This is a genomic window from Microbacterium sp. STN6 (assembly GCF_026410545.1).
In the GTDB taxonomy this organism is placed as follows: Bacteria; Actinomycetota; Actinomycetes; order Actinomycetales; family Microbacteriaceae; genus Root112D2.
In genome coordinates this window covers 338,957-360,627 of the sequence record NZ_JAPMIT010000001.1, presented here as the reverse complement: position 1 = coordinate 360,627, position 21,671 = coordinate 338,957, and the positions used below count along the sequence as shown (strand labels likewise).

Annotated in this window: 20 protein-coding genes; 13 read left to right on the top strand and 7 right to left on the bottom strand. The window is 68.2% G+C overall.

The window, feature by feature from the left end:
* The first annotated feature begins 7 nt into the window (after window positions 1-7).
* The 6 genes from sdhA (at window position 8) to OSC27_RS01570 (ending at window position 6,997) form a co-directional block, all read left to right on the top strand.
* Window positions 8-1,786, top strand: coding sequence for a succinate dehydrogenase flavoprotein subunit (gene sdhA, locus OSC27_RS01595; protein WP_267180396.1), 1,779 nt, complete (start codon window positions 8-10; stop codon window positions 1,784-1,786).
* Window positions 1,786-2,550, top strand: a complete 765-nt coding sequence (locus tag OSC27_RS01590) for a succinate dehydrogenase iron-sulfur subunit (protein WP_267179661.1) — start codon at window positions 1,786-1,788, stop codon at window positions 2,548-2,550. Before sdhA ends, OSC27_RS01590 begins: the two co-directional genes overlap by 1 nt.
* Window positions 2,551-2,783: 233 nt before the next feature.
* The gene (locus tag OSC27_RS01585) at window positions 2,784-4,004 is read left to right on the top strand and encodes a YihY/virulence factor BrkB family protein (protein WP_267179660.1); all 1,221 of its coding nucleotides are present in this window, start codon (window positions 2,784-2,786) and stop codon (window positions 4,002-4,004) included.
* 108 nt (window positions 4,005-4,112) lie between these two features.
* Window positions 4,113-4,949: an exodeoxyribonuclease III gene (locus tag OSC27_RS01580; RefSeq protein ID WP_267179659.1), complete on the top strand. Its 837-nt coding sequence runs from the start codon at window positions 4,113-4,115 to the stop codon at window positions 4,947-4,949.
* A gap of 90 nt (window positions 4,950-5,039) precedes the next feature.
* Window positions 5,040-6,056, top strand: coding sequence for a tryptophan--tRNA ligase (gene trpS, locus OSC27_RS01575; protein ID WP_267179658.1), 1,017 nt, complete (start codon window positions 5,040-5,042; stop codon window positions 6,054-6,056).
* 17 nt (window positions 6,057-6,073) lie between these two features.
* Window positions 6,074-6,997, top strand: a complete 924-nt coding sequence (locus OSC27_RS01570; protein ID WP_267179657.1) for a GNAT family N-acetyltransferase — start codon at window positions 6,074-6,076, stop codon at window positions 6,995-6,997.
* A gap of 591 nt (window positions 6,998-7,588) precedes the next feature.
* Here the strand turns inward: OSC27_RS01570 and glpK are convergent.
* The 3 genes from glpK to OSC27_RS01555 all read right to left on the bottom strand — a co-directional run bounded on the left by glpK (window position 7,589) and on the right by OSC27_RS01555 (window position 11,790).
* Window positions 7,589-9,103 carry a glycerol kinase GlpK gene (gene glpK / locus OSC27_RS01565; RefSeq protein ID WP_267179656.1) on the bottom strand — a complete coding sequence of 505 codons (1,515 nt, stop codon included), beginning with the start codon at window positions 9,101-9,103 and terminating at the stop codon, window positions 7,589-7,591.
* A 39-nt stretch (window positions 9,104-9,142) separates the two neighbouring features.
* The gene (locus OSC27_RS01560; RefSeq protein ID WP_416348817.1) at window positions 9,143-9,871 is read right to left on the bottom strand and encodes an MIP/aquaporin family protein; all 729 of its coding nucleotides are present in this window, start codon (window positions 9,869-9,871) and stop codon (window positions 9,143-9,145) included.
* Between the two features lie 176 nt (window positions 9,872-10,047).
* The gene (locus OSC27_RS01555) at window positions 10,048-11,790 is read right to left on the bottom strand and encodes a glycerol-3-phosphate dehydrogenase/oxidase (protein WP_267179654.1); all 1,743 of its coding nucleotides are present in this window, start codon (window positions 11,788-11,790) and stop codon (window positions 10,048-10,050) included.
* A gap of 137 nt (window positions 11,791-11,927) precedes the next feature.
* Here OSC27_RS01555 and OSC27_RS01550 point away from each other — a divergent pair, with 137 nt between their 5' ends.
* The 7 genes from OSC27_RS01550 (at window position 11,928) to ribH (ending at window position 18,403) form a co-directional block, all read left to right on the top strand.
* Window positions 11,928-12,902 carry a sugar-binding transcriptional regulator gene (locus OSC27_RS01550; RefSeq protein ID WP_267179653.1) on the top strand — a complete coding sequence of 325 codons (975 nt, stop codon included), beginning with the start codon at window positions 11,928-11,930 and terminating at the stop codon, window positions 12,900-12,902.
* A gap of 213 nt (window positions 12,903-13,115) precedes the next feature.
* Window positions 13,116-13,346, top strand: coding sequence for a hypothetical protein (locus OSC27_RS01545; protein WP_267179652.1), 231 nt, complete (start codon window positions 13,116-13,118; stop codon window positions 13,344-13,346).
* Between the two features lie 93 nt (window positions 13,347-13,439).
* Window positions 13,440-14,456 (top strand): MIP/aquaporin family protein, encoded by a 1,017-nt coding sequence (locus tag OSC27_RS01540; RefSeq protein ID WP_267179651.1) that lies wholly within the window; start codon window positions 13,440-13,442, stop codon window positions 14,454-14,456.
* A 392-nt stretch (window positions 14,457-14,848) separates the two neighbouring features.
* On the top strand, window positions 14,849-15,934 hold the full coding sequence (gene ribD / locus OSC27_RS01535; protein WP_267179650.1) for a bifunctional diaminohydroxyphosphoribosylaminopyrimidine deaminase/5-amino-6-(5-phosphoribosylamino)uracil reductase RibD: 1,086 nt from the start codon (window positions 14,849-14,851) through the stop codon (window positions 15,932-15,934).
* A complete protein-coding gene (locus OSC27_RS01530; protein WP_267179649.1) occupies window positions 15,934-16,653 on the top strand; it encodes a riboflavin synthase in 720 nt (239 codons plus the stop codon). Before ribD ends, OSC27_RS01530 begins: the two co-directional genes overlap by 1 nt.
* A complete protein-coding gene (gene ribA, locus OSC27_RS01525; RefSeq protein ID WP_267179648.1) occupies window positions 16,650-17,921 on the top strand; it encodes a GTP cyclohydrolase II in 1,272 nt (423 codons plus the stop codon). Before OSC27_RS01530 ends, ribA begins: the two co-directional genes overlap by 4 nt.
* The gene (gene ribH / locus OSC27_RS01520; protein ID WP_267179647.1) at window positions 17,918-18,403 is read left to right on the top strand and encodes a 6,7-dimethyl-8-ribityllumazine synthase; all 486 of its coding nucleotides are present in this window, start codon (window positions 17,918-17,920) and stop codon (window positions 18,401-18,403) included. Before ribA ends, ribH begins: the two co-directional genes overlap by 4 nt.
* Before the next feature lie 82 nt (window positions 18,404-18,485).
* Here ribH and OSC27_RS01515 read toward each other — a convergent pair whose 3' ends face one another.
* Genes OSC27_RS01515 through OSC27_RS01500 form a run of 4 tightly spaced genes read right to left on the bottom strand, consistent with a single transcriptional unit; the run spans window position 18,486 to window position 21,560 of the window.
* The gene (locus OSC27_RS01515) at window positions 18,486-18,956 is read right to left on the bottom strand and encodes a DUF2269 family protein (RefSeq protein ID WP_267179646.1); all 471 of its coding nucleotides are present in this window, start codon (window positions 18,954-18,956) and stop codon (window positions 18,486-18,488) included.
* 53 nt (window positions 18,957-19,009) lie between these two features.
* On the bottom strand, window positions 19,010-19,840 hold the full coding sequence (locus OSC27_RS01510) for an ABC transporter permease (RefSeq protein ID WP_267179645.1): 831 nt from the start codon (window positions 19,838-19,840) through the stop codon (window positions 19,010-19,012).
* On the bottom strand, window positions 19,837-20,637 hold the full coding sequence (locus tag OSC27_RS01505; RefSeq protein WP_267179644.1) for an ABC transporter permease: 801 nt from the start codon (window positions 20,635-20,637) through the stop codon (window positions 19,837-19,839). The genes OSC27_RS01510 and OSC27_RS01505 overlap by 4 nt, the downstream gene beginning before the upstream one ends.
* Window positions 20,634-21,560 carry an ABC transporter ATP-binding protein gene (locus OSC27_RS01500; RefSeq protein WP_267179643.1) on the bottom strand — a complete coding sequence of 309 codons (927 nt, stop codon included), beginning with the start codon at window positions 21,558-21,560 and terminating at the stop codon, window positions 20,634-20,636. Before OSC27_RS01500 ends, OSC27_RS01505 begins: the two co-directional genes overlap by 4 nt.
* Window positions 21,561-21,671 lie beyond the last annotated feature (111 nt).

The window sequence follows — 21,671 nt, the reverse complement described above, 5'->3', positions numbered from 1 at the left end:
CGGCGAGGTGATCGACGGCGTGCACTATCACAAGCACGAAATCGTGATCGTGGGTGCAGGCGGCGCCGGCATGCGCGCCGCCATCGAGGCGGGCGCCGGCGCGGATGTCGCCGTGATCTCCAAGCTCTATCCCACCCGCTCGCACACGGGCGCGGCGCAGGGCGGCATGGCCGCCGCGCTCGCGAACGTCGAGGAGGACAACTGGGAGTGGCACACGTTCGACACGGTCAAGGGCGGCGACTACCTCGTCGATCAGGATGCCGCTGAGATTCTGGCGAAGGAGGCCATCGACGCGGTCATCGACCTCGAGAACATGGGGCTTCCGTTCAACCGCACCCCCGAGGGCAAGATCGACCAGCGCCGGTTCGGCGGCCACACGCGCGACCACGGCAAGGCTGCCGTACGCCGCTCGTGCTACGCGGCGGACCGCACCGGGCACATGATCCTGCAGACGCTGTTCCAGAACTGCGTGAAGCTCGGCATCAACTTCTTCAACGAGTTCTACGTTCTCGACCTGATCATGGGCGAGGCAGCCGACGGCGAGCGCAAGCCCGCCGGTGTCGTCGCCTATGAACTGGCGACCGGCGAGCTGCACGTGTTCCAGGCGAAGGCCGTGATCTTCGCGACCGGCGGCTTCGGCAAGATGTTCAAGACCACCTCGAACGCCCACACGCTCACGGGCGACGGCGTCGGGATCATCTGGCGCAAGGGCCTGCCACTCGAAGACATGGAGTTTTTCCAGTTCCACCCCACCGGCCTCGCCGGCCTCGGCATCCTGCTGACTGAGGGCGCACGTGGCGAGGGCGCGATCCTGCGCAACTCGAACGGCGAGCGCTTCATGGAGCGTTACGCGCCCACCATCAAAGACCTCGCCCCCCGAGACATCGTGGCCCGCTGCATGGTCAAGGAGGTGCAGGAAGGGCGCGGTGCCGGCCCGCACAAGGACTACGTGCTGCTCGACTGCACGCACCTGGGTGCCGAGGTGCTCGAAACCAAGCTGCCCGACATCACGGAGTTCGCTCGAACCTACCTGGGAGTCGACCCCGTCACCACACCGGTGCCCGTCATGCCGACCGCCCACTACGCGATGGGCGGCATCCCGACGAATGTGAGCGCCGAGGTACTGCAAACGAACGATCGCATTGTTCCCGGGCTCTACGCGGCAGGCGAGTGCGCGTGTGTCTCGGTGCACGGCTCGAACCGTCTCGGCACGAACTCGCTTCTCGACATCAACGTGTTCGGCAAGCGCGCGGGCACCAACGCGGTGAACTATGTGAAGGATGCCGACTACGCGCCGCTGCCGGAGGACCCGGCGCGGCCGATCCGCGAAATGCTCGAGAGCATGCGCGGCGGCCTGGGCACCGAACGCATCGCCGACCTGCGCAAGACGCTGCAGGACGAGATGGATAAGAACGCCCAGGTGTTCCGCACCGACGAGACCCTCGACGAGGTCACTCGCACCATTCACGCACTGCGCGAGCGTTACAAGAACGTGGCGGTGCAGGACAAGGGCAAACGGTTCAACACCGACCTGCTCGAGGCGGTCGAGCTTGGCTTCCTGCTCGACCTGGCCGAGGTCGTCGTCTACTCGGCCCGAAACCGCAAGGAGAGCCGCGGCGGCCACATGCGCGACGACTACCCCAAGCGCGACGACGAGAACTACATGAAGCACACCATGGCCTACCTCACCGGCGATCCCCACTCCGCCGATGCGGGCGACCACATCACGCTGGACTGGAAGCCCGTGGTGATCACGCGCTACCAGCCCATGGAGAGGAAGTACTGATGTCCACTGCCGAGCTGGAGGGCGCACCCGCACCGGCGGAGCCGGCCATTCAGACGTTCACCGTCACGCTGATCATTCGGCGCTTCGACCCTGACGTCGACTCGGAGCCGCATTGGCAGGACTTCGACGTCGAGATGTACGCGACGGACCGGGTGCTCGACGCCCTGCACAAGATCAAGTGGGAACAGGACGGCTCGCTCACGTTCCGCCGCTCGTGCGCGCACGGCGTCTGCGGCTCTGACGCGATGCGCATCAACGGTCGCAACCGGCTCGCGTGCAAGACCCTCATCAAGGATCTGGACATCTCCAAGCCCATCTACGTGGAGGCCATCAAGGGCCTGCCGCTCGAGAAGGATCTTGTCGTCGACATGGAGCCGTTCTTCGCCTCGTACCGCGAGGTGCAGCCGTTCCTGCAGGCCAACTCGAAGCCCGAGAAGGGCAAGGAGCGCCTGCAGTCGGCCGCCGAGCGCGCACGCTTCGATGACACGACCAAGTGCATCCTGTGCGCCGCGTGCACGTCGTCGTGCCCGGTGTTCTGGACCGACGGCCAGTACTTCGGCCCGGCCGCGATCGTGAACGCGCACCGCTTCATCTTCGATTCGCGCGACGACGCCTCGAACGTACGCCTCGACATCCTGAACGACAAGGAGGGCGTGTGGCGCTGCCGCACGACCTTCAACTGCACCGAGGCGTGCCCCCGCGGCATCCAGGTGACGCAGGCGATCGCCGAGGTCAAGCAGGCAATAATGCGCGGAAAGCGCTAGGAGGCAGGGGCCCAGTGGGCCCGTGCCGCGCTTTCCGCCGAGCGAGCTGTGCTCGCGAAGGGCCGCTAGGCCTACTCCGCCATAGCGCCGAGAGTGGGTGTTCGCGACGAAATAGCACCTGGCACGACCGCGTTTCGTCGCGAACACCCACTCTCGAGCGTCAGATCGCGGCCCGGGCGAGGCCTTCGCGCTACCCCTCGGCAAAATGAGCCGGCCCTGATTAGTCTGGGGGCGTGAGCAGGGGGACGGATGCCGACGCGGCCACGGCCGACGCCAGGAGCACGGCCACGGCCGACGCCAGAAGCACGGGCACGGCCGACGCCACGGCGACCGGCGTGGCCGCATCCGCTGGGGAGCGTACACCGGCAGTCAAGCCCTCGTTCATCGACCGTCTCAAGGCACTCATCGCCTGGGCGAAGGCTCTGCAGCCGGTGCGAGCGTTCCTACGGCTCGGTCAGCGCGACGGAGGGCTGCTCGCGGCGGGCATGGCGTACCAGTCGATCTTCGCGATCTTCGCCGGCCTGTGGGTGCTGTTCTCGATCATCGGCCTGTGGCTGCGCGCCGACGATGAGCTCACGCGGGCGTTGATCGACGCGATCAACCGCACGATTCCCGGGCTCATCGGCAAGGGCGGCGCGGTGCAGCCGCACGCGCTCCTGAACGGCACGGCGCTCAGCTGGACGGGCGCGATCGCCCTCGTCGGCCTGCTCTGGAAGGCCATCGGCTGGATGGCCGCCGCCCGCAAGTCAATCCGCGACATCTTCGATCTGCCGAACGACAAGCGCAATTTCGTGGTGCAGAAGTCGGCCGACCTCGGGCTAGCCGTGCTGTTCGGCGTGCTGCTGATCGCGTCGGCGGTCGTCTCGGTCGCGAGTTCCAGCGCCCTCGACTTCGTGTTCTCGCTCGTCGGCGTCGGCGCGCACACCATCTGGGCCACTGCAACGGCGCGCATCGTCGGCTACATCATCGCGGTCGCGCTGAACGGCTTCGCACTCGCCCTCATGTACCGGGTGCTGTCGCAGGTGCGCATCCCGATGTCGATTCTCACCGTCGGTTCTCTCGCGGGCGGCGTTGTGCTGGTCGTCATGAGCAGCATCAGCGGACTGCTGCTCGGCGGCGCCGACAACAACCCGCTGCTCGCGTCGTTCGTGGTGTTCGTGGGGCTGCTCATCTGGTTCAACCTGATCTGCACCGTGATCCTGCTCGGGGCTGCCTGGATCGCCACCGTCATGGCGGACCACGGCTATTCGGCCCGCAGCCCAGAGGACGAGCGCGCCGCCGAGCACCAGCGCCGGGTGCAGGCGCGCCTGCTACTTGCCGACGCCGCCGTCTCCGACGCCCGGCGTGGCGTCGCCGAGGCTCGGTGGCCGCACCGCGCGTCGTCGCGCCGGCACCTGCGGGATGCTCTTCGCGAGCGCGACCGGCTGCACCGTGAAGCGGATGCCGGCGCGTGACGCCGACGACGGGGTGCGGCACGCGCATCCGCTCGTGAAAACGGCGAGTGGCCGCCCGCTCGCCGTCGCCCGGGAAGCGATGTCGGGGGCACTCACTACACTGATTTCATGCCCTCGAAGCCGCTGAGAATCGCGACCATCAACACGAACGGAATCCGCGCCGCCTACCGCAAGGGCATGGGCGCGTGGCTCGACAAGCGCGACGTCGACATCCTCGCGATTCAAGAGGTTCGCGCCTCGACGGAAGACATCGAGAACCTGCTCGGGCCGGGCTGGAACATCCTGCATGACGCGGCGAGCGCGAAGGGCCGCGCGGGGGTGGCGCTGGCGAGCCGTCGCAAGGCGTCGATCCACCGAGTCACGTTCGGCGACGAGGATTTCGACAGCGCGGGCCGCTGGCTGGAGGCCGACTACGACGTCGACGGCTCGATCGTCACGGTCGTGAGCACCTACGTGCACTCGGGCGTCGCCGACACCCCGAAGCAGGTGGAGAAGTACCGGTTTCTCGACGGTATGCAGGCCAGGCTGCCCGAGCTCGCCGAGCACAACGAGCTGACCGTCGTGGTCGGCGACCTGAACGTGGGCCACCGCACCCTCGACATCAAGAACTGGAAGGGCAATGTGAAGCGCGCCGGCTTCCTGCCGGAGGAGCGCGCGTACTTCGACCGCTTCCTGGGGTCCGAGGGCGAGCCGAACTACAACGACGGCGCCGGGCTCGGCTGGGTCGACGTTGGCCGCAAGTGGGCCGGTGAGGTCGACGGGCCGTACACGTGGTGGTCGTGGCGCGGCCAGGCGTTCGACAACGACACGGGCTGGCGCATCGACTACCACCTGGCGACACCCGCCCTGGCCGCACGCGTGAAGGAATACGCGGTGGACCGTGCGGCGGCGTACGACGAGCGATTCTCCGACCACACGCCCGTCGTGGTCGACTACGCCATCTGACCTCTTCACCACACCGACCAGCTCGCGCGACTGAGCGCGGCGCTCGCGCCGCGCGAAGCATCCGCTGGTCTTTCTGCAAGGAACCGCATCATGACCCACTCCTCACTCCCCCGCCTCTATTCGGGCATGCAGCCGTCGGCCGACTCGCTGCAGGCCGGCAACTACATCGGCGCGCTGCTGCAGTGGAAGGCGCTGCAGGCCGACCACGACGCGTTCTTCTCGGTGGTCGACATGCACGCGATCACGGCTGAGCAGGATCCGGCGGCGCTGCGCGCGCAGACCCGGCGCACGGCGGCCCAGTACATCGCGGCCGGCATCGACCCGTCGGCCTCGACCCTGTACGTGCAGTCGCAGGTGCCTGCGCACGCAGAACTGGCCTGGGTGCTGAACACGATCACCGGCTTCGGCGAGGCCAGCCGCATGACGCAGTTCAAAGACAAGTCGCAGCGGTTCGGGGCCGAGGGCACGACCGTGGGGCTCTTCGCGTACCCCATTCTGATGGCGGCCGACATTCTGCTTTACGACACCGAGGTCGTGCCCGTGGGAGACGACCAGCGGCAGCACGTGGAGCTGACCCGCGACCTCGCTGAGCGATTCAACGCCCGCTTCGGCGAGACGTTCGTGGTGCCTGAGGCGATCATTCTGAAGGAGACGGCGCGCATCTACGACCTGCAGAACCCGACGTCGAAGATGTCGAAGTCGGCCGAGTCGCACGCGGGCGTGCTGTGGGTGCTCGATGAGCCGTCGGTCACGCGCAAGAAGATCATGCGGGCTGTGACAGACACGGATGGCCGCGTCGCCTACGACCGGCAGAACAAGCCGGGCGTCTCGAACCTGCTCACCATCTACTCGGTGCTGAGCGGGCGCTCGATAGCGACACTCGAAGACGAGTACGCGGGCCGCGGCTATGGCGACTTCAAGAAGGACCTGGCGGAGGTTGTGGCCGGCGAGTTCGGGCCGATTCGCGAGCGGGTGCTCGAGCTGCTCGACGACCCGGCGGAGCTCGACCGCATTCTCGCGGCGAACGCGGACCGCGCAAACGCGGTTGCCGAGGTGACGCTGGCGAAGGTGTACGACCGCATCGGCTTCCTGCCACGGGGGCGCTGAGGCGCGTGGAGCCCGTCGTGCTCAGGTCCTCGCGGCTGGCGCTTTCGGCGCCGACGCTCGACGACGTCGCCGCCATCACGGCGGAGTGCCAGGACGAGGCCATCCAGCGGTGGACGACCGTGCCGTCGCCGTACACGCGAGCCGATGCCGAGGGCTTCGTGCGTGAGGTTGCGACGCCCGGCTGGGAGCAGGGCACGAGTTGCACGTGGGGCATCCGGATGGGCGGGCCGCTGGCGCTGGGTGCGTCGCGGCAGGCGGGTGACGCCGGCTCGGCGGGCGCGAGCTCGGGGTCGCGTGGTGCGGGGGCGGGTTCGTCTGGTGCGGGGGCGGGTTCGTCTGGTGCGGGGGCGGGCTCGCCTGGTGCGGAGGCGGGCTCGCCTGGTGCGGGGGCGGGTTTCTTCGAGTCGAATTCAGTTCAGGTCGGGCCGCTCGTGGGCATGATCGGCCTCGACAACATCACCGATGGCGCTGCCGAAATCGGCTTCTGGCTGGCGCCCGGCGCGCGTGGCCTCGGCGTGATGAGCGAGGCCGTCGGGCTGGTGTGCTCGTGGGCTTTCGCAGAGCCGGGGCCCGGACGCCGGCTGGATCACGCACCGGGCCTGCAGAACGGCCAGGGACTGCGGGATGGCCAGGGACTGGGGAGCGGCCAGGGGCTGGGGAACGGCCAGGGGCTGGGACTGCGCCGGATCGAGTGGCGCGCGTTCGTCGGCAATACGGCTTCGGCCGGGGTGGCACGGCGCGCGGGGTTCCGGTTCGAGGGCATGCACCGACTCGCGGGCGTGCAGCGCGGCATCCGTCTGGATGACTGGTCTGCCGCCCTGCTGGCGACAGACCCCCGCACACCGGTCCCCGGCTGGCCCCCGTTCACGTTTGCGCGGTTGGGCAGCGAGGCGCGGGGCGCATCTACTTCGCGTGTCGAACGAAAACGACGGCGATTGTGACGACTTTGGTCGGTTAAGCCAGCGAGCGAGCATGAAATGACAGAATCACCGTCGTTTTCGGCGCGTGCTCGGCCTGCGCCGGTGCGGGTGCGGGTCGTGCTGTTCGACCTCGACGACACCCTGTTCGCACATCGGGCCGCGGTCGACGCGGGCATCATCGATCACCTGCGCACTCTCGGGACGCCGTACCGGGTGACCGACCCGACCGCCGAGGTTGCCTTCTGGCACCAGCTCGAAGTGAGGCACGACCACCGCTATCTCGCCGGTGAACTCGACTATGCCGGTCAGCAGCGGGCCCGCGCCGCTCCTGGCTGCCTGACCCTCGTGGCCGCGCGTCGGCTTCTCGCCCTGGAAGACGGGTCGCCTCTGCCGCTGCCTGGGTCGGCGTCCCCGACCAGAACGAAAACGACGGAGATCCTGGCGAAAGACTCTCCCTCGACCCAGAAATCCGACCATTTCGACAGAAACACCGTCGTTTTGGTTCGAGCCGCGGGCGGCGCGACGGGTGCGCTGCGACGGGAGCAGCGCGGGAGACGCGCGGGGGGGGGGCGGCCGGTCGAACCGGCACGCCCCGCCCCCGCGGTCGCGCTGCTACTTCGTGTCTTCGTCGACCCAGTCGAAGGTCTTCGTCACGGCCTTCTTCCACGTGCGAACCAGGCGCTCGGCCTCTTCCTCGTCCATCGACGGGGTCCAGCGGCTGTCCTCCTGCCAGTTCTTACGCAGGTCGTCCAGGTCGCTCCAGAACCCGACCGCGAGGCCCGCCGCGTACGCCGCACCGAGCGCCGTGGTCTCCGCCACGACGGGCCGCACGACCGGCACGCCGATCACGTCGGCCTGGAACTGCATGAGCAGGTTGTTGGCGATCATGCCGCCGTCGACCTTCAGCTCCGTCAGCGGCACGCCCGAGTCGGCGTTGACCGCGTCGAGCACCTCGCGCGTCTGGAACGCGGTCGCCTCGAGCACGGCGCGGGCGATGTGGCCCTTGTTGACGTAGCGCGTCAGGCCCACGAGGGCACCCCGCGCATCCGCTCGCCAATACGGCGCGAACAGACCCGAGAAGGCGGGCACGAAGTACGCGCCACCATTGTCATCGACGGATGCCGCCAGCGCCTCGATCTCGCTGGCAGACGTGATGAGGCCCAGGTTGTCGCGCAGCCACTGCACGAGCGAACCGGTGACGGCGATCGAACCCTCGAGCGCATAGTGCGGTGCCGCATCGCCGAGCTTGTAGCCGAGCGTCGTCAGCAGACCGTTCTTCGAGTGCACGATCTCCTCACCCGTGTTGAAGATGAGGAAGTTGCCGGTGCCGTATGTGTTCTTGGCCTCGCCCTTGTCGAACGCGGCCTGGCCGAACGTGGCGGCCTGCTGGTCGCCGAGGATGCCCGCGATGGGCACCTCGCGCAGCAGGCTGTTCGGCTCGGCCATGCCGTAGACCTCGGACGAGCTGCGGATCTCGGGCAGCATCGAGGCCGGCACGCCGAAGACCTCGAGAATGTCCTCGCGCCACTGCAGCGTTTCAAGATCCATGAACAGCGTGCGGCTGGCGTTCGTGACGTCCGTCGCGTGCACGCCCCCGTTCACACCACCGGTCAGGTTCCACAGAACCCACGTGTCGGTCGTGCCGAAGAGCAGATCGCCAGCCTCAGCCTTCTCGCGTGCACCGTCGACGTTGTCGAGGATCCACTTGATCTTCGTGCCGGCGAAGTACGTGGCCAGGGGCAGACCGACGATCTGCTTGAAGCGCTCGACTCCCCCGTCTTTCGCCAGTTCATCGACGATGTGCTGCGTGCGGGTGTCCTGCCAGACGATGGCGTTGTACACCGGCTCGCCCGTGTTCTTGTCCCACACCACAGCGGTCTCGCGCTGGTTGGTGATGCCGATCGCCGCAATGTTGTGCCGAGTGAGGTTGGCCTTCGAGAGCGCCTGACCGATCACCTCGCGGGTGTTGGTCCAGATCTCCTTCGGGTTGTGCTCGACCCAGCCCGCCTTCGGAAAGATCTGTTCATGCTCGAGCTGCCCGCTCGAGATGATCGAACCCGACTTGTCGAAGATGATCGCCCGGCTCGAGGTCGTGCCCTGGTCGATCGCAATTACATAATCATTCATGGTTACCGAACTCCATTGTCAGATGCCGCTGAGGCAAGGTTACGCCCCGGTCGCGACGTGGATGATGGGAAGCAGCGCGTAGGAGGCGACACCGGCGAGAAGACCGCCGATGATGGGGCCGACGACCGGCACCCACGAGTACGACCAGTCGCTCGAGCCCTTGCCCTTGATGGGCAGGAACGCGTGTGCGATGCGCGGGCCGAGGTCACGGGCCGGGTTGATGGCGTAACCCGTCGGGCCACCGAGCGAGGTACCGATCACGATGACGAGCAGCGCCACGGGCAGCGCGCCGAGCGCCGCGAGGCCGCCGTCACCCTGACGTCCGCCGCCGAACGCGATCACTACGAACACCAGAACGAACGTGCCGATGATCTCGGTGACGAGGTTCCAGCCATAGCTGCGGATGGCGGGCCCCGTCGAGAACACGCCCAGCTTGTTCGCCGGGTCCGGCTCCTCGTCGAAGTGGCGCTTGTATGCCAGCCAGCAGAACACCGCGCCGAGGATGGCGCCGATCATCTCGGCCGCAAGGTACGCGAGGATCGAGAGTGCGTTCACCGGCACCCCTGAGCCGAACTCGGTCGCCCCGCTCGCCCACAGCCCGAGCGTGACCGCGGGGTTCAGGTGGGCACCCGAGTTGTACGCCACGATCACACCGGCATAGACCGCGAGGCCCCAGCCGATGTTGACCATCAGGAACCCGCCGTTGAACCCCTTGTTCTTGACGAGGGCGACGTTCGCAACGACACCCGTACCCAGGAGCACGAGCATCGCCGTGCCGACGACCTCCGAGAGCATTACTAATCCGAGATTGTCCACGTTGACCTTCCATTCGAGTCGCGGGCGCCGGACGAGCGGCCCGTTGGGCTCCGCTTATCGCGGAGTCGGGATGAAGCTATCGGGGAACGCACAGCAAGGACAAGCACCGCCACGTGCACGTTCGTGCATTATTCGGATGCCGTTGCCGACGCCTCCGCCGGCAGCCCCAGCCGCACCCCGTGCTCTTCAGTCATGACGGCCCTGGCGGCGGCGACCTCGTCGCGAACGCGGGCATCCGACCAGCCGAGGATGCTCCCGAGCTCGCGCGCGATCTCGTCGATGACGGCGGCATCCACTCGTCCGTCGAATGCCATGCTCGTGCGGCGCAGCAGCACGTCGGCCACGTGCACGACGAGCTCGTTCTCGGCGATGAAGACCAGCTCGCCCGAGGTCAGCTCGTCGGTGTGCGTGAGTGCCCGGTCGCCGTGTTCCTCGAGGAACGCGATGACCTGTTTCGCCCTGGTGCCATAGCGCGCGAGCAGCTGCTCCGCCCGCCCGCGGCCCACGCCCGCACCGTTCGCCGCGATCCAGTCGCGGCGGGCGGAATCCGTCGTCGGGTACCCGCGGCCGCCACCGATCGCCAGCCCGTTCGTGCTCACCCGGCGCTCGCGGCCCAGCAGCGCGAGCACGTCGCCGGCCAGATGCTCGGCGACGGCGCGGAACGTGGTCCACTTGCCGCCGACGAGACTCAGCACTGTTGCGCCGTTCAGGCCGGCAGGCGTGGTGGGCACGATGCGGTAGTCGCGCGAGACGAACCCGGGCTGGGTGTCGTCGTGTCGCGGCAGCGGTCGCACCCCGGAGAAGCGGAACACGATCTGACTGCGGTCGATCGCCACGTCTGGGAAAACGTGCGAGACGAGGTCGAAGAAGTAGTCGACCTCCTCCTCGGTGCAGCGCGCAGGCTGACGGATGTCGGCCTCCAGGTCTGTGGTGCCGACCATGACACGACCGCGCAGCGGGTAGATGAGCACGATGCGCCCGTCGGAGTTCTCGAAGAAGAGCTCGCGCCCCGCGCACGCCTCGAGCAGCTCGGGGTTGTCGAGCACGATGTGCGAGCCTTTGGTGCCTCCCATGTAGCGCGTCTCGCCGCCGAGAGCCTCATTGGTGAGGTCGGTCCAGGGGCCGGATGCGTTCACGACCACGTCGGCCGTGATCGTGAACTCGTCGCCGCTGAGCGTGTCGCGCACGCGGACGCCGCCGTCGGCGACGCCCACCGCCTCGAGGTAGTTCGCTGCGCGCGCGTGCGGGCCGCTCGCGAGGCCGTCCATGAGCACGTCGAGCGCAAGGCGCTCGGGCTCGTGCACCGACGCGTCGAAGTAGGTTGCCGTGTACTTCGTGTCCGGGTTCAGCCGCGGCAGCTCGCGCTTCGAGGCGGCCGCACCGCGGAACACATGGCGCGGCACCGTGCCGCCGTCACGCGAGAACGCGTCGTACATGGTGAGCCCGAGCTTGATCAGGAACGCACCGCGCTCCACGATCTTTCCCTGGCGATGCGTAAGGAACCGCAACGGGGCGGCCATGATGCCCGAGAACGTGGAGAAGATCGGGATTGTTGTGCGCAGCGGCTTGACGTAGTGCGGCGCGATCTTCAGCAGGCCGTTGCGCTCGTGCACCGACTCGCGCACGAGCCGGAACTCGCCGTTCTCGAGGTAGCGGATGCCGCCGTGGATCATGTGGCTCGACGCGCTCGAGGCGCCCGAAGCGAAGTCTCCCCGCTCCACGAGCACGACCTCGACCCCCTGGAGCGCGAGGTCGCGGAACGTGCCGATGCCGTTGATGCCGCCGCCGATGACCACTACCTGCGCGTGTGGTGCATTCCTGATCGCCGCGACAACCTCGCGTGCCTGACCCGAGTCCTTCTGTCGTGTCACGTCGTCACCTAAGCCTCTTCGTTCTCGCGTGGCCGTGAGCCCGTGCGCACAACCGTCCTCCCAGCATTGTGCGGACGAGCGAGAATTTCGGTCAAGTAGTATGCACATACGTGCACCACGATTGAGAGGCGTAAGAGATGACGGATGCGGGCGCAGGCGACAAGGTGCGGGACGCTCTCACCGCCGCCCATCTCTACTACCTGCAGGACCTGACGATGGACGCCATCGCCCACGAGATGCACACGTCGCGTTCCTCCATCTCGCGACTGCTGAGTTTCGCCCGTAACACGGGGCTGGTCGACATCCAGATTCGCTCGCCCCTCGACCGCACGGCGCAGTTGCAACGGGATATTCAGGAGGCGCACGGCATTGCCGTCAACATCGTGCCCGTGCCCGAGAGCACGAGCGACATCGACCGGCTCGAGCGCGTCTGCCTCTCGGCTGCACGTATTCTCGACCGCTACATCGACTCCAACATGATCGTCGGCCTCGCCTGGGGTTCGACCGTCACGGCCATCAGCCGCCACCTCGTGCCCAAGGAGCTGCACGACGTGGAGTTCGTGCAGCTGAACGGCGCGGGCAACAACCTGACGACCGGGATCGTGTACGCCAGCGAGATCCTGCGCCGCTTCGCCGACGCGTTCTCCGCCACCAGCCAGCAGTTCCCCGTGCCCGCCTTCTTCGACGACCCCGCGACCAAGCAGGCTCTCTGGCGCGAGCGGGGCACCCGCCGCGTGCTCGACATCCAGGCCCGCATGGACGTGGCGCTGTTCGGCCTCGGCTCGCCCTTCGCTGTGGTGCCGAGCCACGTGTACATCGGCGGCTACCTCGACAAGGAGGACTACGAATCGCTCGAGGCCGCGGGCGTTGTCGGCGACGTCGCGACCGTGTTCTACCGGGCCGACGGCAGCTACCGGGACATCCCGCTCAACGCCCGCGCGACAGGCCCCGACTTCGACATGCTGCGGCGCACGCCCCGGCGCATCGCGGTGGTCGCCGGCGCGTCGAAGGTGCCCAGCCTCCGCGGCGCCCTCGCGGCCGGGCTCATCACCGACCTCATCGTGGACGAGGCCACGGCGCGGGTGCTCATGGAGCAGGAGCCCGCCGCGTAGGAGCGGCGTCAGCCGCGGCATCCGCTGGTCTCGTAAATGAGCGAGAAGATGACACGCCCTCTGATCAGGCATTGGTCGCCAAGCGGATGCCGAGAGCCGTCTCTAGCGCAGCGCTGCACGCCGGGCGTAACATCACAATCGCAGGCCGCATTGCTGGACCTGCCCCGAAGGCACCCCCGAGACACGAGGGCGGAGAGCAAGGAGGGAGCGATCATGACCGCGCAGTCGAGCAACGCGCCGGCCGGAGACGAAGCCGAGGGCCGGTACACCGAGGTGAACGGCCAGGAGCCGTCGCCACACGGTGTACACGGACGGTACACCGCTGAAGACACGGACACCATGCCGCAGTCCGATGCTGAAGGCGGGTACACGAACACCGAGACGGACCCCGAGGCGCACGAGCGCGACGGCCTGCACGGTCATTACACGGATAGCGACGACTAGCGAGGGCCGAGCCGAATCGTCGGCACGCTCGCACAAAGCGAGAGACGAGACGGCACGGCACGCGCCTGGCGAACGAATCGAAGGAGATTCATCGTGAGCGATATCACACCCATCAGATCTGCGCTGCGCAACGGCGCACCATTGAAGCGACTCGGCGGCACGTGGGGCGAGGTGCTCGCAGAGTTTCTGGGCACGTTCGTCCTGATCGCCTTCGGAGACGGGGTCGTGGCGATGGCAGTCGCCGCGCTGCCGGGCTCCGGACGCACGTCGGGGCCGACGACGTTCTTCCTCGGGGCCGGTGACTGGCTGCTGATCGCCTGGGGCTGGGCATTCGCCGTCGCCCTCGGCGTGTACGTGGCCGGCGGCGTCAGCGGTGCGCACATCAACCCGGCGGTGACGCTGGCGTTCGCGGTGCGCCGCAAGTTCCCCTGGCGCAAGGTGCTGCCGTACATGGCCGCGCAGCTGGTGGGCGCGTTCGCGGGCGCAGCGCTGGTCTACCTCGTGTACCACGACGCGATCGACGCGTTCAACAAGGCGTCGAAGACGGCGCGGGATGCCGCGGGTGGCCTCGCGACCTATTCGATCTTCGCGACCTTCCCCGCCCCGTATTACCACGGCAACCCCACCGGGCCGCTGATCGACCAGATCGTCGGCACAGCGTTCCTGGTGATGGTGCTCGTCGCGGTCATCGACATGCGCAACACGGCGGTCAAGGCGAACCTGGGCCCGCTCATCGTGGGATTCATCGTGGCCGCGATCGGCATGTCGTTCGGCGCCAACGCCGGATACGCGATCAACCCCGCCCGTGACTTCGGCCCCCGCCTCTTCGCGTGGATCGCCGGCTGGGGGCAAGTCGCGATGCCGGGAACGATCGACGGCTCGTTCAGTTGGTATTTCTGGGTGCCCATCATCGGGCCACTGATCGGTGGCATCATCGGCGTGTTCCTCTACGACCTGTTCATCGGGGACGTGCTGCACTCGCGCGGCTTCGACACCGAGCCGGTCGGGCGCACGCGTGACACGACGACGGTTGCAGCAGAGGCGGCCGGTGCGCACGCCGCGTACCGCGAGGAGGTCGTGCCGCCGCCTTCGACGGCCGACGAGGAGTGAACTAAGGCATTCCACCGTCGCTTCCACTCACGCAAAACCGGCGCTCGGGTCGATCCCGGGCGCCGGTTCGCGGCAGCTGGACGGCGCGTCGCATTGTTACGGGAATAGCGCGACCACACGCGCGATTGACCTAGACTGAGTGCAGATCAACGTGCTCCGGGGTCGGTGAAAGTCCGAACCGGCGGTGACAGTCCGCGACCGACACGTGCTTCCTGAAGAGGGGGCGCGCGTCGCTGAGCCGGTGGAATTCCGGCACCGACGGTAATGGGTGAGCGGAGGCTCACCCTCAGTCCGGATGGGAGGCAGCACGCGGCCGAACGCATCTGTTGCGGCGGCCGATATTCGGCCATGCCGAGCCCCGGAACGCGTTTCGAGACGAAACGGGTGAGCGGATGGCGGCAGCGGCGTACGAGGCAGCGATGCGTCGCGCCCTCGCCCTCGCCGCGCACGGCCCCGCGACGGGCGTGAACCCGCGCGTCGGCTGCGTCATTCTCGACGCGGATGGCGCCGTCATCGCCGAGGGCTGGCACCGCGGCGCGGGCACCCCGCACGCCGAGATCGACGCGCTCGGCCACCTGGAGCCGGGGGACGCGCGCGGCAGCACGGTCGTCGTCACGCTCGAGCCGTGCAACCACACCGGCCGCACCGGGCCGTGCTCGGTGGCGCTCATCGAGGCGGGCGTCGCACGGGTGGTCTACGCGGCATCCGACCCCGGGGTTCGCTCGGGCGGCGGTGCGCGGCGCCTGCACGACGCCGGCGTCGAGGTGATCGGCGGCGTTCTCGGCGACGAGGTCGAGCGATTTCTCGGCGACTGGCTGCCCGCGGCGCGCCTCGGGCGGCCCTTCGTCACCCTCAAGTGGGCGAGCAGCCTCGATGGGCGTACGGCCGCGGCCGACGGCACGAGCAAGTGGATCATCGGGGCGGCAGCCCGGCAGCGCGTGCACGAGCAGCGAGAGGCTTCCGACGCCATCATCGTGGGCACCGCCACGGTTCTCAGCGACGATCCCAGCCTCACCGCGCGCGGCGACGCGGGCGAATTGATGCCGCGTCAGCCCATGCCCGTGGTGGTGGGGGTGCGGCAGATTCCGAGCGATGCGGCGGTGTTCCGGCATCCGCATGCCCCGTTCATTGCGCCGACACACGACCTGGCGCAGGTGCTCGACCACCTCTTCGGCCTCGGGGTGCGGCGCGCGTTCGTCGAGGGCGGGCCGACACTCGCAACCGCGTTTCTGGCCGCAGGGCTCGTGGACGAGCTCGTCGTCTACCTCGCACCCAGCCTGCTCGGCGGGCCACACACCGCCATCGCCGATATCGGCGTCGGCACCATCGCCGAGGCGAGGCGCCTCGAGATCACCGGGGTCGAGCGTCTGGGCAACGACCTCATGATCGTCGCGCATCCGCGCGACGGGGGCACGATCCTGCCCGCCACCAGGCCAGACCCGAGCAGGCCGCTGCATTCCATGGAAGAGGAGAGCTGATGTTCACAGGGCTCATCGAAGAGATCGGCGAGATCACCGCCGTCGAGAACACGCCAGACGCCGCGCGCCTCACGGTGCGGGGCCCGGTGACGGTGACGGATGCGCGGCACGGCGACTCCATCAGTGTCAGCGGCGTGTGCCTGACCGTCGTGGCGCGGAGCGAGGACACGTTCACGGCCGACGTCATGGCAGAGACGCTCGCGATGAGCACGCTCGATCGGCTCGGCGTCGGCTCCCGGGTCAACCTGGAGCGGGCCGCGCGGGTCGGCGACCGACTGGGAGGCCACATCGTGCAGGGGCACATCGACGGCACCGCCACCCTGCTCAGCGTGACGCCGGGAAGCGCGTGGCGCGTGCTGCGGTTCGGTCTCGACCGCGCGCTCGCCCCGCTCGTCGCGCGCAAGGGCTCGATCGCCGTGGACGGCGTCTCGCTCACGGTGAGCGCGGTCAGCGAGGCGGGCTCGGCGGGCGCGGCGAACTCAGCGGGCTCGGCAAATTCAGCGGGCTCGGCAAATTCAGCGGGCTCGGCAAACTCAGCGGGCTCGGCGGGCGGCGCCTGGTTCGAGGTGTCGCTGATCCCCGAGACCCTCACCGCCACAACACTCGGCGCGCTCACGGAGGGCGACGTCGTCAACATCGAAACCGACATCCTGGCCAGGCACGTCGAGCGCATGCTCGCGTTCGACGCCCCGGCCGCAACCCTACGGAGCGCCTCATGAGCCTCGCATCCATACCCGACGTACTCGTCGCCCTGCGCGCGGGCCTGCCCGTGATCGTGGCAGACAACGAAAGCCGTGAGAACGAGGGTGACGTCATTCTCGCCGCTGAACTCGCCACCCAGGAGTGGATCGCGTGGACGGTCAAGCACTCCTCCGGCTTCATCTGCGCACCCATGACGAACGAGATCGCCGACCGGCTCGACCTGCCCGTCATGGTCGTTGACAACGAGGACGACCGCGGCACCAACTACACCGTGAGCGTCGACGCGGCGAACAGGCTGAGCACAGGCATCAGTGCAGCGGATCGCGCTCACACGCTGCGCGTGCTCGCTGACGGCGCATCGACCCCCTCGAGCGTGCACCGCCCCGGCCACATCATGCCGCTGCGGGCGCGGGACGGCGGGGTGCGCGAGCGCGACGGACACACCGAGGCGGCGGTGGATCTGCTGAAACTGGCCGGGCTGACCCCGGTCGCGGCCATCAGCGAGATCGTCGCCGACGACGGTGAGATGATGCGCCTGCCCGGCCTCATCGAGCTCGGCGAGCGCGAGGGCGTGCTCGTCACCACGATCGGGGCGCTGCTCGCCTACCTCGAGGAGTTCCACTGCGACACGCCGCTCGAGCCCGTCGCGGCGACGCCCGAGAGCTCGCGCGTGATCTTCGAGGTCTCCACCACCGTGCCGACCTCGCACGGACCGTTCGTCATGCGTGCGTACCGGGATCGCATGACCGGCGCCGACCACGTGGCGATCGTCGCGGGCGAACCGCACGACGGCACGCTCGTGCGCGTGCACTCGGAGTGCCTGACGGGCGAGGCCTTCGGCTCGCTGAAGTGCGAATGCGGCCCGCAGCTCGACGCGGCACTCGACACGATCCAGCGCGACGGGGGCATCGTCATTTACCTGCGCGGGCACGAGGGCCGCGGCATCGGCCTCACCAACAAGCTGCGCGCCTACCGGCTGCAGGAGGACGGGCTCGACACGTTCGACGCCAACCTGGCGCTCGGCCTGCCCGTGGACGCACGGGACTACGGCGCCGCCGCAGCGATCCTCGATGACCTGGGCATCGCATCCGTTCGTCTTCTGACGAACAACCCCGAGAAGGAACGGCAGCTCGGCGATCACGGCATTCGCGTTCTCGAACGCGTGCCGCTGGTCGTGGGCGCCGGGCCGTACAACGAGGCCTACCTGGAAACCAAGCGGGACCGCATGGGGCATTCGCTGCCTCTGGCCGCGACCGCGATCGAACAAGAGGAGAACGCAGGATGAGCGGAGCCGGGGCACCCCAGCAGCTTGAGCACGTGGACGGGCGGGGGCTGCGTCTCGTGATCGTCGCCGGCACATGGCACGAGACGATCAGCGACGGGCTGATCGCGGGGGCGACGCGCGTTCTCGAGGAGTCAGGCGCCGAGTACTCGCTCGTGCGCGTGCCGGGCAGCTTCGAGCTGCCGGTCACGAGCGCGGTCGCGCTTCAGGCCGGTGCGGATGCGGTGGTCGCCCTCGGCGTGATCATCCGCGGCGGAACACCCCACTTCGAGTACGTGTCGGCGGCGGCGACCGACGGGCTGACCCGCGTGGCGCTCGACACGGGAAAGCCCGTGGGCTTCGGCGTGCTCACCCTGGACGACGAGCAGCAGGGCCTGGACCGCGCGGGGCTCGAGGGCTCGAAGGAGGACAAGGGCGCCGAGGCCGCCCACGCCGCACTGGCGATGGCGCGCGTGCTGGAGGGCCTGCGAGCACCGGCTAGGTAGTGCGGAGCGCGGAGCGCCAGTAGACGGTCAGATGTGCCTGTCGGGTCAGATGTGCCAGACGGCTCAGATGTGCCAGACGGGGTCAGATGTGCCAGACCATGAAGACGACGACCGCGATGAGACACAGGGTGGCGATGCCGGCACCGCCGGAGATCGCGCCGACGCTGGGCTTCTCGGTGGCGACACCGGTGCCTGAGGCGGGGGTGTCGGTGACGGCGGCATCCGCTGTGCTGAGTTCGAGGGCCTGCCCCGCGCGACGCATCGCGGGCGCCACCAGGAAGAGGCTGAGCAGCAGCGCGATGACGTAGAGCACGATCGAGAGCCAGATCCACGTGCGGTCGAATGGGATCTTGTACATGCCCATGACGCCGAAGCCGAAGACGACGACGATCAGGGAGAGCCAGCTGAAGAGGGTGACCGACTTCGCCAGGGCCACGACCTGGCCGCCGTGCCCGGTGCGGATCAGGCGCGGCGCGAGATGCGGCAGGATCGCCATGGGGCCGATGATGAAGACCGCGGCGACGACGTGAAGAACGTTCAAGAGGGTACCCATGCCGCCAGCCTAACCGGATTCCCAGCGTTCTCCCGGGATCTCGACACGCCGACTCAGTCGAGGAAAAGGGCGCGCAGGCGGCGGGTCGTGAGAATGAGCCCGAGCAGGATCATCACGAGGTAGTAGAGCACGTGCCACAGCAACCCCACGCCCACGACGCCGGTGGTCAGGCCACGGATCAGCTCGACGCCCTGCCACAGGGGCAGCGCCTGGATCACCCACTGCACCGGCTCGGGGTACACCGACAGCGGGTAGAACGTCGCTGAGAGCAGGAACATGGGCAGCATCACGATGTTGATGAGATCCATCTGCTGGAACGACGTCATATAGCTCGTGATGCCCATGCCGAAGCTCGCGAAGCCGAACGCCACGAGCAGCACCGCCGGCAGCGCGGCGATGGCCCACCACGACAGGTTGAGGCCGAGCACCTGCATGACCACCATGAAGCCCAGCGCGTAGAGCGCCCCTCGCGCGAGCGCCAGACCGATCTCGCCGAGCGCGACGTCGAGCGGGCCGAGCGAGGTCGACAGCATGCCCTCGTACAGCTTCGCGAAGCGCATCTTGAAGAAGACGTTCCAGGTGGAGTCGTAGATGGCGCCGTTCATCGCGGCGGTCGCGAGCAGGCCGGGCGCGATGAACGCCGCGTACGGAATGTCGTGCCCGTCTGCCGCGGTGACGTTGCCGACGAGCGAGCCGAGCCCGATGCCGAGCGAGAGCAGGTAGAAGATGGGCTCAAAGAATCCCGAGACGACCACGAGCCAGTTCGTCGATCGCGTCGCCAACCAGCCCCGCTGCATAACAGAGGAGGCGTTGCCCGCGTACAGCGCCTTGAAAGGCCGACCAGCCGAGACGGATGCTCGGGGCTGCTCCCGAATGCCGGTCACTTGTTGAGCCTCCTCGCCGCGATGCGCCTGCTCCACGCCCAGCAGACCGTCACGAGCGCCAGCATGTACACGACGTGCACGACCGTCAGCCACGCCGGCTCGCTCGCCCCGTACGCGAACACGCGCGCCAGCTGCACGCCGTGCCAGAGCGGCGAGATCCAGCCGATCCACTGCAGGAACACCGGCATCGCCGTCAGCGGGAAGAACGTTCCGGAGAACAGCGTCATCGGCAGAAGCACGAAGCGCATGAGCATCGCGATCTGCCCGGTGTCCTGCTCGATCGTGGCGACATACGTCATGACCGGGATGCCGAAGGCCAGCGCCGTCAGCGTGGCGACGACGATCGTGGCGAACCCCCACGCCGATGGCACCGCCCCGAACAGCTGCATGAACCCGTAGTACACGGCGCTCGTCACGACGACCCGGGCCGTTGTGGCGATGATGAGCCCGTCGATGATCTGGCCGGGCGAGATGGGGGCCGCGTTCATGCCGAAGAACGTGGGATTCCATTTGAAGCCGAGCATGACGGGGTAGGTGAATTCCTCGGATGCGGTGGTCAGCGCCGCGGAACACAGCAGCGCCGGCGCCACGAACGTGAGGTAGCTGACGCCGTCGACCGCGCCGGCGCCCATGTTGCTGCTCACGAGGCTGCCGAGACCAACGCCCATCGCGTAGAGGTAGAGCAGCGGGTTGCCGAGGCCCGAGATGACGATGGTCTGCAGGTACGAGCGCATCACGAGCAGGCGGTGCTCGGCCACGTACCAGGCGCCGAAGCGGCGAGCGCGCACGGTGGTCATTCGATCAGGCTCCTGCCCGTGAGGCGCAGGAACACGTCCTCCAGGCTCGAGCGGCGCACGAGGCTCGTGATGGGGTGCAGCCCGAGCTCGGTGATGCGCGCGAGCTCCGCCTCACCGTCGGAGCTGTACACGAGGATGCGGTCGGGGAGCACCTCGATGCGGTCGCCGATGCCGGCGAGGCGCGTTGCGGCATCCGCATTTCGCTCGGAGCCGAAGCGCACCTCGAGCACCTCGCGAGACGAGTACTCACGGATGAGCGCGGCAGGCGAGCCCTCGGCCATGATGCGGCCCTTGTCGACCACGACGAGGCGGTCGCAGAGCTGCTCGGCCTCGTCCATGTAGTGGGTCGTGAGCACGAGGGTGGTGCCCTGCTCTTTGAGGCGGAACAGGCGATCCCACAGGATGTGCCTGGCCTGCGGGTCGAGGCCCGTGGTCGGCTCGTCGAGCAGCAGGATGCGAGGCTCGTTGATGAGCGCGCGAGCGATGGTGAGCCGGCGCTTCATGCCGCCGGAGAGATCGTCGACCTTGGCCTTCGCCTTGTCGGCGAGCTGGGCGAACTCGAGCAGCTCACTGGCTCGCGCGGCGACGGCGGCGCGGGGCAGGCCGAAGTAGCGGCCGTAGACCATGAGGTTCTCGCGCACCCGCAACTCGGTGTCGAGGTTGTCGGTCTGCGGCACTACGCCGAGCTGGGAACGGATCTCGGGCCCGAAGGCGTTGGGGTCGAGGCCGAGGATCTCGAGGTCGCCGCTCGTGCGCGTGGAGACCGCGCCCACCATGCGCATGGTCGTGGATTTACCCGCACCGTTGGGGCCGAGCAGGCCGAACGACTCCCCCGGCGCCACCTGGAACGAGATGCCGTCGACGGCCGCGAAGTCTTTGTACTTCTTCACGAGCTTCGTTGCGGTGATGACAGGCCCTGGCACAAGTCATAACTGTAGACGAGGGGGGTGACATCGCGGCGCCAGCATCCGGGGCGCCCACGTCGCTCTGTCTCGGTGTTCACACGAACTACGGTCATAAGGTAGGCGACGGCG

Bases quoted from the DNA above. Each gene is read 5' to 3' on its own strand.
- glpK (WP_267179656.1), bottom strand. From the start codon at position 9,103: ATGAATGATTATGTAATTGCGATCGACCAGGGCACGACCTCGAGCCGG.
- OSC27_RS01530 (WP_267179649.1), top strand. From the start codon at position 15,934: ATGTTCACAGGGCTCATCGAAGAGATCGGCGAGATCACCGCCGTCGAG.
- OSC27_RS01515 (WP_267179646.1), bottom strand. From the start codon at position 18,956: ATGGGTACCCTCTTGAACGTTCTTCACGTCGTCGCCGCGGTCTTCATC.
- ribA (WP_267179648.1), top strand. From the start codon at position 16,650: ATGAGCCTCGCATCCATACCCGACGTACTCGTCGCCCTGCGCGCGGGC.
- OSC27_RS01590 (WP_267179661.1), top strand. From the start codon at position 1,786: ATGTCCACTGCCGAGCTGGAGGGCGCACCCGCACCGGCGGAGCCGGCC.
- OSC27_RS01505 (WP_267179644.1), bottom strand. From the start codon at position 20,637: ATGACCACCGTGCGCGCTCGCCGCTTCGGCGCCTGGTACGTGGCCGAG.
- OSC27_RS01550 (WP_267179653.1), top strand. From the start codon at position 11,928: ATGACGGATGCGGGCGCAGGCGACAAGGTGCGGGACGCTCTCACCGCC.
- ribD (WP_267179650.1), top strand. From the start codon at position 14,849: ATGGCGGCAGCGGCGTACGAGGCAGCGATGCGTCGCGCCCTCGCCCTC.
- trpS (WP_267179658.1), top strand. From the start codon at position 5,040: ATGACCCACTCCTCACTCCCCCGCCTCTATTCGGGCATGCAGCCGTCG.
- OSC27_RS01545 (WP_267179652.1), top strand. From the start codon at position 13,116: ATGACCGCGCAGTCGAGCAACGCGCCGGCCGGAGACGAAGCCGAGGGC.
- ribH (WP_267179647.1), top strand. From the start codon at position 17,918: ATGAGCGGAGCCGGGGCACCCCAGCAGCTTGAGCACGTGGACGGGCGG.
- OSC27_RS01580 (WP_267179659.1), top strand. From the start codon at position 4,113: ATGCCCTCGAAGCCGCTGAGAATCGCGACCATCAACACGAACGGAATC.
- OSC27_RS01560 (WP_416348817.1), bottom strand. From the start codon at position 9,871: ATGCTCGTGCTCCTGGGTACGGGTGTCGTTGCGAACGTCGCCCTCGTC.